The 16,242-nt window shown below is 73.2% G+C and carries 14 protein-coding genes; 6 read left to right on the plus strand and 8 right to left on the minus strand.

All coding sequences use genetic code 11. The annotated features are described in order from the left end of the window. The first annotated feature begins 184 nt into the window (after positions 1-184). The 3 genes from AB0389_RS28525 (at position 185) to AB0389_RS28535 (ending at position 2,562) form a co-directional block, all read left to right on the plus strand. Positions 185-799 carry a PadR family transcriptional regulator gene (locus AB0389_RS28525; RefSeq protein ID WP_366398377.1) on the plus strand — a complete coding sequence of 205 codons (615 nt, stop codon included), beginning with the start codon at positions 185-187 and terminating at the stop codon, positions 797-799. Between the two features lie 157 nt (positions 800-956). Beyond that, positions 957-1,499 carry a peptidase gene (locus tag AB0389_RS28530; protein WP_366398378.1) on the plus strand — a complete coding sequence of 181 codons (543 nt, stop codon included), beginning with the start codon at positions 957-959 and terminating at the stop codon, positions 1,497-1,499. A gap of 31 nt (positions 1,500-1,530) precedes the next feature. Then, positions 1,531-2,562: an EamA family transporter gene (locus AB0389_RS28535; protein WP_366398379.1), complete on the plus strand. Its 1,032-nt coding sequence runs from the start codon at positions 1,531-1,533 to the stop codon at positions 2,560-2,562. An 18-nt stretch (positions 2,563-2,580) separates the two neighbouring features. Here the strand turns inward: AB0389_RS28535 and AB0389_RS28540 are convergent, their stop codons facing one another. Then, a complete protein-coding gene (locus AB0389_RS28540; protein ID WP_366398380.1) occupies positions 2,581-3,309 on the minus strand; it encodes a pyridoxamine 5'-phosphate oxidase family protein in 729 nt (242 codons plus the stop codon). A 35-nt stretch (positions 3,310-3,344) separates the two neighbouring features. On the opposite strand from AB0389_RS28540, the gene AB0389_RS28545 reads away from it, so the two are divergent. Then, on the plus strand, positions 3,345-4,676 hold the full coding sequence (locus AB0389_RS28545; protein WP_366398381.1) for an aminotransferase class I/II-fold pyridoxal phosphate-dependent enzyme: 1,332 nt from the start codon (positions 3,345-3,347) through the stop codon (positions 4,674-4,676). A gap of 186 nt (positions 4,677-4,862) precedes the next feature. Here the strand turns inward: AB0389_RS28545 and AB0389_RS28550 are convergent, their stop codons facing one another. The 7 genes from AB0389_RS28550 to AB0389_RS28580 form a co-directional block, all read right to left on the minus strand. Next, positions 4,863-5,312, minus strand: coding sequence for a Rieske (2Fe-2S) protein (locus AB0389_RS28550; protein ID WP_366398426.1), 450 nt, complete (start codon positions 5,310-5,312; stop codon positions 4,863-4,865). Between the two features lie 75 nt (positions 5,313-5,387). Then, the gene (locus AB0389_RS28555; RefSeq protein WP_366398382.1) at positions 5,388-7,700 is read right to left on the minus strand and encodes a prolyl oligopeptidase family serine peptidase; all 2,313 of its coding nucleotides are present in this window, start codon (positions 7,698-7,700) and stop codon (positions 5,388-5,390) included. A gap of 67 nt (positions 7,701-7,767) precedes the next feature. Next, entirely contained in the window at positions 7,768-8,871 is a 1,104-nt protein-coding gene (locus AB0389_RS28560; RefSeq protein ID WP_366398383.1) for a peptidase C39 family protein, read from the minus strand. A 45-nt stretch (positions 8,872-8,916) separates the two neighbouring features. Then, positions 8,917-11,010 carry an iron ABC transporter permease gene (locus AB0389_RS28565; protein WP_366398384.1) on the minus strand — a complete coding sequence of 698 codons (2,094 nt, stop codon included), beginning with the start codon at positions 11,008-11,010 and terminating at the stop codon, positions 8,917-8,919. Next, positions 11,007-12,077 (minus strand): iron-siderophore ABC transporter substrate-binding protein, encoded by a 1,071-nt coding sequence (locus AB0389_RS28570; RefSeq protein WP_366398385.1) that lies wholly within the window; start codon positions 12,075-12,077, stop codon positions 11,007-11,009. Before AB0389_RS28570 ends, AB0389_RS28565 begins: the two co-directional genes overlap by 4 nt. Further along, on the minus strand, positions 12,074-13,051 hold the full coding sequence (locus AB0389_RS28575) for an ABC transporter ATP-binding protein (RefSeq protein WP_366398386.1): 978 nt from the start codon (positions 13,049-13,051) through the stop codon (positions 12,074-12,076). The genes AB0389_RS28570 and AB0389_RS28575 overlap by 4 nt, the downstream gene beginning before the upstream one ends. Positions 13,052-13,129: 78 nt before the next feature. After that, positions 13,130-14,005, minus strand: a complete 876-nt coding sequence (locus tag AB0389_RS28580) for a helix-turn-helix domain-containing protein (RefSeq protein ID WP_366398387.1) — start codon at positions 14,003-14,005, stop codon at positions 13,130-13,132. A gap of 219 nt (positions 14,006-14,224) precedes the next feature. On the opposite strand from AB0389_RS28580, the gene AB0389_RS28585 reads away from it, so the two are divergent. Together AB0389_RS28585 and AB0389_RS28590 are read left to right on the plus strand one after the other, a co-directional pair. Next, positions 14,225-14,470 carry an acyl carrier protein gene (locus tag AB0389_RS28585; protein ID WP_366398388.1) on the plus strand — a complete coding sequence of 82 codons (246 nt, stop codon included), beginning with the start codon at positions 14,225-14,227 and terminating at the stop codon, positions 14,468-14,470. Positions 14,471-14,645: 175 nt separating this feature from the next. After that, the gene (locus AB0389_RS28590; protein ID WP_366398389.1) at positions 14,646-16,238 is read left to right on the plus strand and encodes an amino acid adenylation domain-containing protein; all 1,593 of its coding nucleotides are present in this window, start codon (positions 14,646-14,648) and stop codon (positions 16,236-16,238) included. Positions 16,239-16,242 lie beyond the last annotated feature (4 nt).

Raw genomic sequence — 16,242 nt, forward strand, 5'->3', positions numbered from 1 at the left:
GACGGATCACGCGGAGACCCCGCTGCTCTTCCTGGACCCTCCACCGGGTGGATTCGCCGGCCGGTCTCGCCGATGCGGACTTCGCCGTGCTCGGCCGCTGGCTGCGGGGCTGTTGCCATGCGAAGTATTCCGATATATCGTTGACGCATCGCGACAGATCAACGATAGAAGGAGAAGAGTAGCGATGCGTTCACATGGACACGAGCAAGGACCGGGAGCCGGACGCTGTGGCCCCGGGCAGCGTGAGCGGGGGGACTTCGAGGGGCGGCGTGGGGCCTTCGGGGCCTTCGGGCCGCCGTTCGGCGGTCCCTTCGGTGGGTCGTTCGGCCGCGGGCGGGGGCCCGGCGGTGGCCGGGGGAGGGCGCGGCGCGGTGATGTGCGGGCGTCGATCCTGGCGCTGCTGAAGGACCGGCCGATGCACGGTTACGAGATGATCCAGGAGATCGGCGAGCGCAGCGGCGGGGCCTGGCGACCCAGCCCCGGGTCGGTGTACCCGACGCTCCAGCTGCTGGAGGACGAAGGGCTGATCACCAACCGGAGCGAGGGCGGAAAGAAGCTGTTCACCCTCACCGAGGCCGGTACGGCGGAGGCCGAGGCCGGGGCGGAGGCGCCTTGGGAGGAGGCCGGCCGCGGGTTCGACCGGGAATCCGTGGATGAGATCCGGCAGGCCGGATTCGGACTGATGGAGGCGTTCGGGCAGGTCTGGAAGACCGGTACGCCCGAGCAGCGCGAGAAGGCCCTCGCGGTCATCAACGAATCGCGCAAGAAGCTCTATCTGATCCTCGCCGACGAAGGGTGACGGAAGGTGAGGACGTCCGGGAGGCCCGTGGCAGCTGCCACGGGCCTCTTCTCCTCCGTAAGGAGGAGAAAGTGCGCAGATGTACTACTCTCCGCCGGGTCCCAAGATGCTCCCCCGCGTGGATGTCGCGGACGCCGGGGACTGATGGGGTGAAGGAGTGCGAAACCCTCCATCGCGAGTACCCCACCAGTCGGCGCCGGCCCGGATCGACGAACTCGAGGCCCAGCTCGCTCCCGAGCTGATGTCGGTGGTCGCGGGCGCCCGCAGACGGGCCCACCGCGGCGCCGACGCGCAGATCGACACGGCGCACCTGCTGCACTCCCTGCTGGAGGCGGACCCCGAGGTGCGGGCCGTGTTCGACGGTGAGCCCCAGCTGACCCGGGTGCTCGGCTATCTCGTCCAGCGGAGCATCGGGTACGGGCTGCGCTGGCAGGGGACCGTGGAGGACTCCGGCGCGCTGCCCGTCGTACGGCGGCGCGAGGTGCCGGGCTGGTCGCCGCCCGCCGCGACCGCCATGGCCGCCGCGCTGAACCGGGCGGCGCTGCGCGGCGCTCCCCGGGCCCGCGGGCTCGATCTGCTGGCGGCGCTCGCCGCCGACGCGTCCTGCCGGGCGGTCGAGGTGCTCGAACGGGCCGGGGTCGACACCCTGTCGCTGACCGATCGTGTCTCCGCCGCGTCTCGACAGGTGTCATGGGAATGAGGCTCCTGACGCGAGCTGTCATGATGACGCCATGCAGGTGTCTCGGGAGAGGAGCGGCGGCCTGGGGCTCGCCCTGGTGTCGGCGTTCGCGTTCGGCGGTTCGGGTGTCGCGGCCAAGCCGCTGATCGAGGCGGGGCTCGATCCGCTCCATGTCGTCTGGCTCCGGGTCACCGGCGCCGCCCTTGTCATGCTCCCGGTCGCCTGGCGCCACCGCGCGCTGCTCGTGCGCAGGCCCGCGCTGCTCGTCGGCTTCGGGCTGCTGGCCGTCGCGGGCGTCCAGGCCTTCTACTTCGCCGCGCTCTCCCGTATCCCCGTCGGGGTCGCGCTGCTCATCGAGTACCTCGCGCCCGCGCTCGTGCTGCTCTGGGTCCGGTTCGTACGGCGCCGGCCGGTCACCCGCGCCGCCGCCGTCGGGGTCGTTCTCGCGGTGGGCGGGCTGGCCTGCGTGGTCGAGGTGTGGGCCGGGCTCGGTTTCGATCCCGTCGGGGTGCTTCTCGCGCTCTGCGCGGCCTGCTGCCAGGTCGGCTACTTCGTCCTGTCCGACCCGGACGGTGACGGCGAGGACGCGGCGGATCCGCTGGGCGTGATCGCGTACGGGCTGCTCGTCGGCGCTGTCGTGCTGACCGCCGTCGCCCGCCCCTGGCGGATGGACTGGTCGCTGCTCGGCGGCAGCGCCGTCATGGGCGGGTCGCGCGTCGCGGTCTGGGTGCTGCTGGGCTGGATCGTGCTGATCGCCACCGTCCTCGCGTATGTCACCGGGGTGGTCTCCGTACGCAGGCTCTCCCCGCAGGTCGCGGGTGTCGTCGCCTGTCTGGAGGCGGTCGTGGCGACCGTCCTGGCGTGGGTGCTGCTGCGGGAGCACCTCTCGGCGCCGCAGATCCTCGGCGGGGCGGTGGTGCTGATCGGCGCGTTCATCGCGCAGTCGTCGACCCCGAAGGCGCCGCCCGCCGGGCCGGTGGCCGGTGGCGGGACGGGCGCGGGGACGGGGGCGGGCGAGGGCGAAGGGGGCGCGGCGGGGGACGGCGGTCCGGCGCGGGTTCCGGCCGGACCGGCCGCGTCCTAGCCGCATACGCCCGCAGTTTCAGTGCCTGGCCAGGTAGCCGGGCAGCGGGACGGCCGGGTCCAGGTCGTCCGCCGGTACGGGCGTTCCGTAGCCCGGTGCGAGCGGTACGACCCCCGCCCAGTACGGGAGCGCGAGGTCCTCGGGGTCGTCGTTGGGGCCGCCCGTACGGACCTTGGCGGAGACCTCGCGCAGATCGAGGCCGATCACGGCGGTCGCCGCCAGCTCGCGGTCGTTGGCCGGGCGCGAGTCGCGCGAGCGGCCGGGGGTGACCTGGTCGACGATCGCGTCGAGGGCCGTACGCCGCTCCTCCGGCGAGGTGATCCGGCGGGCGGTGCCGTGCACCACCACGGAGCGGTAGTTCAGCGAGTGGTGGAAGGCGGAGCGCGCCAGCACCAGACCGTCGACATGGGTGACGGTCACACAGACGGCCAGCCCCGGGTCGTTCTCCGTCTCGGGGTGCGCGCCTGTCCCGCCTGTCCCGCCCGTTCCTCCCGTCCCGCCCGCCATGCGCAGCGGGCGCGATCCGGTGGAGCCGTGGAGGTAGAGCCGCTCGCCCACGCGCGCGTAGAGCGTCGGAAGCACCACGGGAGCGCCGTCGCGGACGAAGCCGAGATGGCAGACGTACGCCGCGTCGAGTATCCCGTGCACCAGCTCGCGGTCGTACGAGGCCCGCTCGCGGGCCCGGGTGGGGACGGTACGGGAGGAGGACGGGTAGGCGCTGGGCTCCGGCACGGTGTTCTCCTTCATTGCGTTCTCTTTTGCTCTAGTGCATAATATTCTTTGTGCTAGGAGAGTATCGGATTACGGGACGCGGCGCCGCGGAGATTTCCGCGAGCGTCGAACGGGCGGTTGGCGCCGGAGAGCTGGTTCCTGGGCAACTTCTGCCGCCGATGCGGGAGTTGGCGACGGAACTGGGGGTCAACCCGAATACCGTCGCCGCCGCCTACCGCACCCTGCGCGAGCGCGGGGTGATCGAGACGTCAGGGCGCCGGGGCAGCCGGATCCGGCCGCGTCCCGCCAGTACCGTCCGCGGCTCGATCCGGGTCGAGGTGCCGCCCGGCGTACGGGACGTCTCGGAGGGCAACCCCGATCCCGCCCTGTTGCCTCCGCTGCACGAGGCCCTCGCCGCCGCGGCCCGCCATGGCGCGGAGCGGCCAGGGCTGTACGGGCAGGCGCCCGTCGACCCGGAGTTCGCCCGGCTGGCCCGGGCCGGACTGGACGCCGACGGGGTGCCCCCGGGGCCGGTCGCCGTCACCTCCGGATCGCTGGACGCCATCGAACGCGTACTGGCCGCGCATCTGCGGCCCGGCGACGCCGTCGCCGTCGAGGACCCGGGCTGGGGCGCCCTGCTCGACCTCGTCCCCGCGCTCGGGCTGCGGCCGGTGCCGATGGGGGTGGACGACGACGGGCCGCTGCCCGGCGCGCTGGCGGAGGCCCTGCGCGCGGGCGTACGGGCGGTCGTCGTCACCGACCGCGCGCAGAACCCGACCGGCGCGGCGATCGGTGCCGCGCGCGCCGCCGCCCTGCGCGCCCTGCTCGCCGCGCACCCGGGCGTCCTGCTCATCGAGGACGACCACGGCCACCACATCGTGGATCTGCCGCTGCATCCGCTGGCCGGGGTCACCGACCGCTGGGCACTCGTACGGTCGACGGCGAAGGCGTACGGGCCCGATCTGCGGCTCGCCGTGCTGACCGGCGACGCGCTGACCGTGGACCGGGTGGCGGGACGGCAGCGGCTCGGCCCCGGCTGGGTGAGCCGGATCCTTCAGCACGCCGTCGTTCACCTGTGGACCTCGGGCGCGGTCGACGCGGCGGCCGTGGCCCGGGCGTACGGCGAGCGCCGTGACGCGCTCGTCGCGGCGCTCGCCGACCGGGGCGTCGAGGCGCACGGCCGCAGCGGGATGAACGTCTGGGTGCCGGTCGCGGACGAGACCGGCGCGGTGACGCGGCTGCTGAACGCCGGCTGGGCGGTCGCGCCGGGGGCGCGCTTCCGGCTGGCGGCGCCGCCGGGCGTACGGCTGACGGTGTCCGAGCTGACGGCCGGCGACATCGGGCCGGTCGCGGACGCGCTGGCCTCGGCGGCCGGGCCGGCTCCGGCCCGTACCCACGGCTGATTCGTCGAGGCAACGAGCGCCGGAAGCGAAACGCCGGAAGTGAAACGCCGGAACGAAAGGCCGGAATGAAGGCCGAACAAAGAGGACGGCCGGCCGGTCCCACCTTCTGCCGACGAAGGGTGGGGCCGGCCGGCCGCCGTTCAGGGGGGAGCGGGTCAGCTTGGGACGCCGCTCGTACCGGTCACGTCACGCCAGGCTGATCTCCGTGCCGCTGACCTTGATGGTCTTGGCGGGCAGCGGTGTGGTCGCGGGGCCGGCCTGGACACTGCCGTCCGTCGCGCTGAACTTGCTGCCGTGGCACGGGCAGTTGATGACCCCGTCGGCGATGCCCTTGACGGCGCAGCCCGAGTGGGTGCACACGGACGAGAACGCCTTGAACTCGCCGGCCTGAGGCTGGGTGACGACCACGCCCTGGTCACCGAAGACGACCCCGCCGCCCTCCGGGATGTCGGTCGTCTTGGCGAGCACAGTGCCCGAGCTGCCGCCCGAGCTGCTGCCCGCGCTGTTGTCCGAACTGCTGCCCGAGCTGTCGTCCGAACCGCACGCCACGAGCGCCGCGCCCAGCCCCGCCGCACCGGCCGCCGCGACCACGGTCCGGCGTGTCACGATGCGCGCGTTGCCGTACGTTCCCGTCATACCGAACTCCCGTGTTCCCGCCCGGCGCTCGCTCGGCCGGTTCATGGGGAAGTACGGTACCGGGCGTTCCTGTGTTCAATCGGCCGTGGATTTACCGGCCGGCGGAACCCCGGCGCCGAGCGCTTCCCGGAAGAAGGCGAGCTCCCGCAGCAGCAGGGCGTCGGCCGTCCCCTCCCGGTTGACGAGATGCCCGGTCCCGGGCAGCGGGAGTACGGAGTGCGGCCGGCCGGCCGCGAGCAGCGCGGCGGAGAGCCGCAGGGTGTGCAGCGGAAAGACGTTGTCGTCGAGGAGTCCGTGGACGAGCAGCAGCGGCGGGACGGGCGCGTTCGGGCCGCTCGGGCCGTTCACGTCGTTCGGGCCGTTCAAGTTGCTCGCGCCGTTCACGTCGTTCGGGCCATGCGGGCCGTTCGCTTCGCTCGGGTACGGGAGCAGCGACGAGCGCGCGTAGCCCTCCGGCTGGATGTCCGGGTGCCCGAGATAGCGTTCCTCCCAGTACGTGTCGTACAGCCGCCGGTCGGTGACGGACGCCCCGGCGACCGCCGCGTGGAACACATCGGGCCTGCGCAGTACGGCGCCGGCCGCCAGATAGCCGCTGAACGACCAGCCCCGGATGCCGACCCGCGTCAGGTCCAGGGCGCCGTCGTACCGCTCGGCCGCCGCGTGCAGCGCGTCGATCTGGTCGTCGAGCACGGGTGTCAGCCGGTCGCCGATGATGGCCTGCTGCCAGGCCACCCCGCGTCCGGGCGTGCCGCGGCCGTCCACCACCAGCACCGCGAAGCCCTGTTCGGCGAACCACTGGCGCGCCGCGGAGTGCCAGGAGCCCGCCCGGGTCACGACCTGCATGCCGGGGCCGGCGTACGGGCTGAGCAGCACCGGGAGTCGGCCCGAGCCCGGTTCGTACCAGGACGGCAGATGGAGCTGGCCGCGCGACTCGCGCTCGCCGAGGACGAGGGGGATGGGCGCGGGGGTGACCACGGGCCGCTCGGTGAGGACCGCGATACGGCCGACGGCCTCACCGCCTCGTACCACCGTCACCGTATGGGCGGTCGGAGTCCGGCTGTCGAGGACGAGGGTCTCGCCGCCGGTGGTGTCGCCGCCGACGGTGGCGGTGTGCACACCGGGGAGGTCGGTGAGCCGGACGAAGCGGGGGTCCGGTCCGTCCGACGGCCCGTCCGCAGGTAGGTCCGACGGGGTGTACGACCAGACGTGGGTCTCCGTCGGCTCCTCGGTCGCGGTGAAGAAGACCCGTTCGCCCACCGCCCCCAGCACCGCCCTGACCTGGAGCCCGGCGGGCGAGGGCACGTCCCCGATTCGGATCCCGTACGCGTCGCCGCTTACGTACGGCAGCACGGCCGCGCCGGACGCGGTGTGCAGCGGGGTGCCCGGCGGGAACTCCACCCACGCGTCGTCGGTGTGGCGCGACAGCGGCTGTACGGCGCCGGTCGACGGGTCGACGCGCAGGACCCATACCGTGCGCTGGTCCCGGGTCTGGACGGTGACGACCGGGGCGGCGCCGTCCCAGTCGGCGCGCAGGAGGTAGTCGAAGGCGCCGTCACGCCAGGTGCCGGGCGCGGCCGGCGCGTCGTCCCCGGACTCCGGTGCCGTGCGCGGGAGCGCGACCGGGGTCTGGTCGCCGCCGACGGTGACCAGGCGCAGGGACGTCTCCGTATTGGCCGTGCCGGCCGCCGGGTAGCGGACGGCACGCGGCGGGCGCGCGGGGTCGGCCGGGTCACCGACGTACCAGCGCCGCACCATCGAGGCGTCCACCCGGGCCACCAGCAGCGCGGTCCCGTCCGGTGACCACCAGAAGGCGCGCGTGCGGCCGATGGACTCCCTGGCGACATGGTCGGGCAGCCCGTAGGTGATCTCGGGGGACTCCGGCTCGGCGAGCACCCGGTCGGCCGTGCCGTCGGCCCGTACGACCCGCAGCGCGCCGTCCCGGACGTACGCGATCAGGGTTCCGTCGGGGGAGGGGCGGGGGTCGGTCACCGGGCCGGGGACGGGCAGCCGGCGCGGGGCACCGCCGTCGCCGCCGCCGTCCGTCCCCACGGTCCAGAGCGCGCCGTCGCGCGTGTACGCGGCCACGCGCGCGTGGCGGTCGGTGGCGTACGAGCCGATGCCGGCCCCGGCTCCGATGCCGGCCCCGCTCCTGTCCCCGGTCCCGATCCCGTCCCCGGTCCCGGTCCCTGTTCCGTCCTCGTCCCCGCCCGCGAGCAGCCGTTCCGCGCCGTTCTCGTACAGCCACAGCAGGCTCCGCGCGTCCGTGCCGGACACGGACCGCGTGAACAGCACCCGTTTCCCGTCGGGTGAGACGGTGAAGCGCTGCGGGACCCCGAGCGAGAAGCGGCGGGTCCTGGCGAACTGACGGGGGAAGGAGGCGAGTTCCATGATCTCCGGGTCTCTCCGCGGGTTTCTGTGGGGAACACCGGTCCGCGGCGGCGGCCCGGCCCGCCCCTCAGGATGCGTCAAGCGGCTCCGGATCGCCGATCATTACGGCACCGCGGTAGCCGTCCGACGAGATCGTCGACATCGCGTCGAGCGACGCGTCGGTCACGGGCAACAGGTGGGCGTCGACCCAGGTGTCGCCCGTGGCCGCGTTGGCCCAGGGGTCCTCGATCACGAGGGCGCCGGGTACGGCGCCGTGGCAGAGCACCCAGTGCGGTACGTCGAACCCCTGCATCCCGGCGAGGGAGACCAGGAGCAGCACGTGCTCCCGTCGGCCGATCGCGTCGCGGACGGCGGCCATGGGCAGGTGGTGCGCGTCGATCGGGACGCCGATCAGGCCGGCGTCCGCCCGCGACGCGCGCTGGAGCACCGCACGCCACTCCTGTTCGCTCTCCGGAAGGTGGTCGAGCAGGACGGGCCCTTCCCTATCGAGAAAGACCGTGACCTGCGACGACGGCCATGCCCGGCGCACCGCGACGCCCAGTCCGACGGGCTCGCACGCGGGGAAGTTCGTCGCGTCGCGCCACAGCCGCAGCTCCGCCGTGCGGTCGAACGACTCCGGCGGCAGCCCTCCCGCGTGTGTCCGCGCGATCAGCGCGGTGACGGCGCCGCATGTGAAGTGCGTCGTCTGCCCGTAGTACGGAGGCTCGCTCACCGCCGCGCCGCCGCCCAGCCAGCGCACATAGCCGGAACCGGGACCCGGGGCATCCTCGGCTCCGCCCCGCCCGAGCGGAACGCGCAGCGGGGCGAAGCCGAGCGCGGCGGCTTCCCCGGCGTTCGCCGTCCATCCCTCCCACTTGACCTGCGCGAGCCCCTGCTGACGCGCGGCGGCGACCACGGCGTCGACGGCCGCCGGCACCTCACCGACCGCGTCGACGATCTTCAGATAGGCGGTGTGCGGGCGTGCCGTCACGAGAGCGGCCGCGGTCCACTCCTCGCCGTCGTCCCCGGGGACGGCCACGACGCGGGGGGCGTGGGCGGAACGGTCGACCGCGTACCAGCGCTCCAGTACGTCCTGGTGGACGAGCCGCTTCAGCGACGCCGGCAGCGCGTCGCGCTCGGGTGCGAACGGGACGAGGACGCTCTGTGCGGGCGTTTCCCGGGGGGACGGCATTCCTTTACTCCTGTAGGTCGGTCGGTGCGGGTGCGTCGCTCGGTGTCATGCGCGGGACTGCCGCAGCACCCACACGAAGTACGGCGCGCCGACCAGGGCGATCATGAGGCCCGCCGGTATCTGGGCGGGCGCGGTGAGCGTGCGGCCGAGGGCGTCGGCCACACAGACCAGCAGCGCGCCGAGCAGCATCGCGACGGGGATCACACGGCCGTGGCGAGCGCCCACCAGCGACCGGGCGAGGTGCGGGGCGACGAGACCCACGAAGCCGACGACGCCGATGGCGATCACACTGAGCGCCGCGAGCACCGCGGCGATCGCCAGTGCGGTGAAGCGGGTGCGTGCCGCCCTGACGCCGACGATGCGCGGGGTGTCCTCGTCGACGGCGAGCAGGTCGAGCCGGCCGCGCATCGCGAACAGTGCGGGGAGCGCGAGCGCCACCGCCACCGCGACCGGTACGACATCGGGCAGTGTGCGCCCGTACGTCGTGCCCGAGAGCCAGGTGAAGATCCGGGGCGTGTTCCACGGATCGGCCCTGAGCAGGAGGAACGTGGTGATGGAGCTGAGGCCGTACCCGCAGCCGATGCCGATCAGGACGAGCCGGTCGGGCAGCAGACCGCCGCGCCAGGCCAGCAGGGCGATCACCGCGAACGTGGCGAGCCCCGTCGCGACCGCCGCCGCGACGAGCAGCGGCCGTCCGCCGGGCAGGTCCGACGTCACGACGGCCACCGCGCCCAGCCCGGCGCCCGCCGTGATGCCGAGCACACCAGGCTCCGCCAGCGGGTTGCGCACCGCGCTCTGTACGGCGCAGCCGGCCAGTCCGAGCGCCGCGCCGGCGAGGACCGCGGCGGCCACGCGCGGGACCCGGTCGTCGAGCGCCCGGCCGATCAGGTCCGGGGCGGTTCCCCGGGCCCAGAGCGCGATGTCCCCCGTCCGCAGCCAGAGGCTCCCCGCGAGGACCGCCACGAGGACCGCCGCGGCCAGCAGCGCCACCGCGCCGAGTACGACGAGGAGGAACGCGCGTCGCGACCGTACGCGGAACCGCGCGTGCGGGGGCTGCCGGAGGTGGCCCGTATCGCGGAGGCGGAGGGCGAGGATCACGATCACAACGGCGCCGAGCAGCGCGGTGGGCACCCCCGTGGGAATGGCGGCGGCCCCGTCCGCGCCCTGGATCGCGCGCAGCGTCGCGTCCGCGAGCAGGATGAGCAGCGCGCCGAGCAGCCCGGACGCGGGCACCAGGAAGAGGTGCCGGTGCAGCGCCCTGACCCGTCCCGCGATCAGGCGGGTCAGGACGGGGGCGCCGAGTCCGACGAAGGCGATCGGGCCCGCGAGCGTCACCGCCGTACTGGTCAGAAGTACCGCGCAGAGCACGGCGGTGACGCGGGTGGTCCGGATCGGCACACCGAGGGTGGACGCGGCGTCGTCGCCCAGGTTCATCACGTCCAGCCTGCGCGACAGCGCCAGGGCGACGCACAGCACCGTGGCCACGAGAGGGAAGGCGCGTACCGACGCGTCGATGTTCAGCTGCGCGAGCGAGCCGCTTCCCCAGGCGAAGAGCCCGGTCGTGTTCTGGCCGAACAGGATGAGCAGCATCCCGGTCGCCGCGTCCAGGGCCATCGCCACGGCCGAGCCGGCGAGGATGAGCCGCGTACCCGTGGTGCCGGCGGCCCGGCCCGCGAGGGACAGCACGAGTGCCGCCGCGAGCAGGCCGCCGGCGAAGGCGACGGCGCCCGACGCCCACAGCGGGACGGCGAGGCCGAGGGCCGCGACGAGCGAGAGCGTGAAGTACGCGCCTGCCGTGACCGCCAGGGTGTCGGGGGAGGCGAGGGCGTTGCGGGTGACGGACTGGAGCAGCGCGCCGGCGCAGCCGAGGGCGACTCCCACCGCGACCCCCGCGAGGAGGCGCGGCAGGCGCGAGCCGGTGAGGATCTCGCCGACCGGCTCGCCGCCGCTCTTCTCCGGTTCACCGGCGAGATGGCGCAGCAGATCCCCGACGCCGACGCCCGACGTCCCCTGCGTCAGGTGCCACATGCCCACCAGGGCGGTCATGACGAGGAGAAGTGCCAGGACGGCCACCCCGGACAGCGGCGCGCGTCCGGGGCGTTCGGCTTCCGGTAGTGCCGGTATCAGCGGTGGGTTCACTTCTTGCTGTCGAGTACGTCGACGTACGCGTCGATCGCCTGCGCGCAGGAGCGCGGCCCGCCGGCGCCCCACACGCGCGCCGGGAAGGAGTGCGCACGGCCTTCCTTCACGGCCGGGAGGGACTTCCAGATCGGGTTCTTCTCCAGCGCCTTGACGTATCCGCCGGCGCCTTCGTCGTTGGCGTAGAAGAGGTTGGCGTTCCCCACCCCGGTGAGTCCCTCGACGTCGGTCTGCGCGAGGCCGTAGGAGGGATCGACGCCGCCGCTGCCGTGGGCCTTGTTGACGTCGGTCGTCCAGGCGGGCTTCATGCCGAGCTGTTCGCCTATCTCGGTGAACAGGGCGCCCTTGGCGTACGGGCGGACGGTGAGGTTGCCGCCCTGGAGCCATCCGTCGAAGAACAGGAAGTCCTTGGTCGGCAGGTCCGCGTCGGCCACCCGCTTCTTCGCCGTCGCGAGGTGCTCGTCGAACTCCTTGAGCACCTGGTCGGCCCGCTCGGTACGGCCCGTCGCCTCGCCGATCATGCTGAAGACGTCCCGCATGTTCCCGATCGGGTCGGCGGGGTACGCCCCTCGCGTGGCCATCACGGGGACGCCCCGCTTCTCCAGCTTCTTGATGGTCTCGTCGTCGGCCTTGAACGCCTCCACGACGATGAGGTCGGGCTTCGCCGCGTACAGGGTGTCGAGGTCGGGCTCCTCACGGGTGCCGACGTCCGTCACCCCGGTGGGCAGCTTCTCCGCGCTGACCCAGGTGCGGTATCCCTTCGCGTCGGAGACAGCGGTGGGGGTGACGCACAGCGTCAGCGCGTCCTCGACCTGCTGCCATTCGAGGACCGCGATCCGCTTGGCGGGCTTGTCGAGCTTCACCTGCCGGCCGACACCGTCCTTGAAGGAGACCGGCTCGGTCGACGTCTTCGTGGTGTCCTCGGCGCAGCTCTTCGACGAGGGCGCCGCGCTGCTGCCGGCGTCGGAGGTCTCGGTCTTGTCCACACTGGTCGTTCCGCAAGCCGTTGCGGCGAGGACGACGAGCCCTGCCGAGGCTGACGCGGCCAGACGACGGGCACGGTTCATGAAAGGTCCTCTTTCTTGCGATGATCGCGATTCGTGCGATGTGTGAGATTCGTGGGAGCGGCGGATGCGCCGCTCCGGGCGGAGTGCCGCCCGAGTGGGTCGATGCGCAGACGGCCCGTGCGGGGGTCCACGCCGACCTCGACACGGATGTCGTAGACCGCGCCGATGTTCTCCGCGGTGAGTACGTCGAGGGGCGCGCCCGCGGCGTGCACATGGCCGGAGCGCATCAGGACCAGCGTGTCCGCGACGCGGGCGGCCTGGTCGAGGTCGTGCAGCACGATGCCCACCGCGGCGCCGTGCTCCTCGACGAGATCGCGCACCAGGTCGAGCGTCTCGATCTGATAGCGCAGGTCCAGATGGTTCGTCGGCTCGTCCAGCAGTACGACGCCGGTGTCCTGGGCCAGACAGGCCGCGAGCCAGACACGCTGCATCTCCCCGCCGGAGAGTTCCCCGACCGGCCGGCCCGCCATGTCCCGTACGCCGGTGACCCCCATGGCGTGCTCGATGGCGCTCCGGTCCTGGGCGGACAGGCCGGCGAAACCACGCCGGTAGGGGTGGCGTCCGAACGCCACGACCTCCGCCACCGTCAGTCCCTGGGGCGCGGGGCGCGACTGGGAGAAGAGGGTGACCTCGCGGGCGAACTCGCGGGCGCTGAGCAGGGATGCCTCGCGCTCGGGCTGTCCGTCGCGGGCGCCGAGGGTCACCCGGCCGCCGTCCACCCGGTGCAGCCGGGAGAGCGCGCGCAGCAGCGTGGACTTCCCGCTGCCGTTGGGCCCCACCAGGGCGGTCGCGCGACCGGCCTCCAGGGCCAGCGAGACGCCGTGGACGACCGGGGTCCCGCCGTACCGCAGCACCAGATCGTGCCCGCCGAGGGCGGCCGTAGGGGCGGTCTCGGCGGGCGCCTCGGGGGCGGCCTCGGCCGTGGCCGGTCCGGCCGTACGACGAGCGGCGCGCCGGGATGAGTTCGTGAGCATTGACGGTTCCGGGGGTTGAAACTAAGGATTGCCTTGCCTAACTGGGGGAAGCTTATATTCCGCTCACCTTGGCGACAATCAGGAGTTCTGGACACCCAATACGGGATTCCGGACACCGTCCGGGGCGCCGTCGGCCGCGTCGAAGAACGCCCCCGGCGTGGTTCCCATGATCCGCCGGAAGGCGGCGATGAAGGTGCTGGGCTGCGCGTAGCCCAGCGTCTCGGAGACGGTCCGCACGTCGCGCCCCTCGGACAGCAGCGTCAACGCCCAGTGCACGCGCAGCGCCTGCCGCCACTGCGCGAAGGAGAGCCCCGTCGCGTGGCGGAACGCGCGGGTGATCGTACGGTCGCTGGTCCCCAGCGCACGCGCCCACTCGTCCAGCGAGCGGCGGTCGGCGGGATCGTCCAGCAGGGCTTCGGTGATCGCGCCGATCCGGGCGTCGCCGGGCAGCCGCAGCGTGAACTGGCGCTCCGACGGCTGGAGTACGTCGAACACGACCGCCTCCGCGCGCGCCCTGGCCGCGGCGTCGAGATCCGTACGGGACAGATGGGTCAGCAGCGATTCGAGCACCGGCGTCATCGCGATCGCTATCGGCTCCGCGAACGCGAACGGCGTGCGGTCGGGCGCGAAGAAGGCGTCGTGGAACTCCGCACCCGCCGTCGCCCGGCCGCCGTGCACGACGTCGGCCGGCATCCACAGTCCGTGCCCCTCGGACACGGTGAAGATACGGTCCTGCACGCGCGAGGTCAGCGTTCCCCCGCGTACCCAGACGAGCTCGTGCAGAGGATGCGAGTGCTGCGCCCACTCCGTGGGAACGCGCGGAACCCGGGACCCGGCGAAGATGGCGAAGGGGCCCCCGGCCTGCTCGGGAAGCGCCGCGGCCCGGCGCACCACGGTGCCCGCCTCGCGCCGCCACGTCCCGGGATTCGCACCATCACGGGACGATCGGACCATGCGGACGAGTCTATCCGGGGCCCGCGCCGGCGCCGGGTGCGGTGGCCCCGGACCGTTCGCGCACCGAGTCCATCACTGTCGGTGACCGTTTGATGGGCCGTCCTGCGTCCTGTGGGCCGCTGGTGAGCGGTCACCTGGCGGGCTGTCACACTGGCGGGAGTCCGTGGATGTCACGGAGCGCCACGGGACTGCCGCCCGGGGCGGGACGAGGAGAAGATCTTGACCGAGCAGCAGGAATCCGCGCGGCGGACCGGTAACCGGGAGGCGGTCCTGCGCATCGTCGCCGACGTGCTGAAGGTGCCGCGTATCACGGAGGCGGACAGCTTCTACGACTTCGGCGGTACGTCCCTCCAGGCCATGCGCATCTGTGCGCGGATCCGGAAGGAACTGGGCGCGGGAATCACCCCGGAGACCCTGTTCGAGTGCGACACCTTCGCCGAGGTCATCACCGCGGTCGAGGTCTGAGGAGCGGTCCGGCTCTCACGCCGCCGCCCCCGCTCTCACGCCGCCGCCCCCGCTCTCACGCCCCCGCTCCCGTTCTCACGCCTCCGTTCTCACGCCTCCGCTCCCGCAACCTCACTCCCGCGATCACCTCTCACCTGATGTCCCCGATTTCCCCGGATGTCCTGGAGCAAGTCCCGTGCGCCATCCCGCAGATCCGCAGCTCATCCACGAAGCGGTCTCCCGCCAGGCGCGGTTGCGTCCCGCCGCTGTCGCCGTCGTCCACCGGGGCGAGCGCGTCGACTACGCCACACTCGACGCCGCCGCGGACACCTATGCCGAGGCTCTGGACGCGGCGGGCGTAAGGACCGGAACGACCGTCCCTGTCCTGCTGCCCCGCTCTGCCCGGTTGGTGGCCGTCCTGCTGGCCGTACTGAAACGGGGTGCGGCGTACGCGGCGCTCGACCGGCGCTGGCCGCAGGAGCGGATCCGCCACATCGCCTCCGTACTGCGGGCACCTGTCATGGTGACCGACGACATGGCCGGCGCCGGCGGCATGCCCGACGCGGAGGCGTGGCGGGAGACGCCCCGCTGGATCGTTCCTGACGAGTCGCCGCGGCAGGCCGCGTCCCGCCGTGGCGCGCCCCGGTCCGTCACGGTGGACAGCTCCAGCCCCGCCACGGTCTTCTTCACCTCGGGCAGTACCGGCGTCCCCAAGGGCGTACTCTCCCCGCACCGCGCGACCACCCGGCTCTTCTCAGGCCGTGGGTTCGCGGACTTCGGACCCGGCCGGGTGGTGCTGCAGGCCGCCCCGGCCTCCTGGGACGCGTTCAGCATGGAGCTGTGGGGACCGCTGACCACCGGTGGCACGTGTGTCATCGCGGACACGGACTACCTGCTGCCGGAGACCCTCGGGGAACTCGTCACGGGCGCGGGGGTGGACACCGCCTGGCTGACGGCCTCCCTGTTCAACCTCCTCATCGACGAGGACGACCCCGATCACCCCTGCTTCACCGGCCTGCGCCAGGTCCTCACCGGTGGCGAGCGCCTCTCGCTCACCCATGTGGGCAGGTTCCTGGACCGATACCCGGACATCACGCTGATCAACGGCTACGGGCCGGTGGAGAGTTGTGTCTTCGCCACCACGCACCGGGTCACCGCGGCGGACCGCGCCCGCCCGGACGGAATCCCCGTCGGCGTCCCGGTGCCCGGCACCACCGTGCACATCCTGGACGGGGAACAGGTGCTGCCGCCGGGGACGGTGGGCGAGATCTGCCTCGCCGGAGAGGGGTTGGCCCTCGGATACGTCGGCGACGCCGAGGCCACGGCAGCCGCCTTCACCACCCTCCCGCTCACAGCGGCCCCGGCAGCGGTAACCGCCCCGGCCCCGGGCCCCGCCCCCGCCCCGCCCCCGGTACGCGTGTACCGGACGGGAGACCTCGGCCTCCTGGACTCCGAAGGGACGTTGCACTTCCGCGGCCGGGCCGACCGCCAGATCAAGATCTCCGGACACCGCGTCGAACCGGGAGAGATCGAGAGCGCCGCCCGCCGGATACCCGGGATCCGGGAAGCGGCCGTGGTTCCCGTACCGGCCGCGGGCGGCGGGTACGAGCGGCTGGCGCTGTTCTACACGGCGAAGGGACCTGACACGCCGTCCCCCACCGCCGTACGACGTGCGCTGGCGGCCCGGCTGCCCGGCCATCTGGTGCCCCACCGGGTGCTCCGGCGCGTCGCCCTGCCGACCACGATCACCGGCAAGCTCGACCGCGCCGCCCTTCTCGACGCGCTCTGACCGG

The sequence above is a fragment of the Streptomyces sp. NPDC093109 genome, from assembly GCF_040701725.1.
Lineage (GTDB): Bacteria > Actinomycetota > Actinomycetes > Streptomycetales > Streptomycetaceae > Streptomyces.

Coding starts and splice junctions, on each gene's coding strand:
- AB0389_RS28525 (WP_366398377.1), top strand. CDS start 185: ATGCGTTCACATGGACACGAGCAAGGACCGGGAGCCGGACGCTGTGGC.
- AB0389_RS28535 (WP_366398379.1), top strand. CDS start 1,531: ATGCAGGTGTCTCGGGAGAGGAGCGGCGGCCTGGGGCTCGCCCTGGTG.
- AB0389_RS28540 (WP_366398380.1), bottom strand. CDS start 3,309: ATGAAGGAGAACACCGTGCCGGAGCCCAGCGCCTACCCGTCCTCCTCC.
- AB0389_RS28550 (WP_366398426.1), bottom strand. CDS start 5,312: ATGACGGGAACGTACGGCAACGCGCGCATCGTGACACGCCGGACCGTG.
- AB0389_RS28555 (WP_366398382.1), bottom strand. CDS start 7,700: ATGGAACTCGCCTCCTTCCCCCGTCAGTTCGCCAGGACCCGCCGCTTC.
- AB0389_RS28560 (WP_366398383.1), bottom strand. CDS start 8,871: ATGCCGTCCCCCCGGGAAACGCCCGCACAGAGCGTCCTCGTCCCGTTC.
- AB0389_RS28570 (WP_366398385.1), bottom strand. CDS start 12,077: ATGAACCGTGCCCGTCGTCTGGCCGCGTCAGCCTCGGCAGGGCTCGTC.
- AB0389_RS28575 (WP_366398386.1), bottom strand. CDS start 13,051: ATGCTCACGAACTCATCCCGGCGCGCCGCTCGTCGTACGGCCGGACCG.
- AB0389_RS28580 (WP_366398387.1), bottom strand. CDS start 14,005: ATGGTCCGATCGTCCCGTGATGGTGCGAATCCCGGGACGTGGCGGCGC.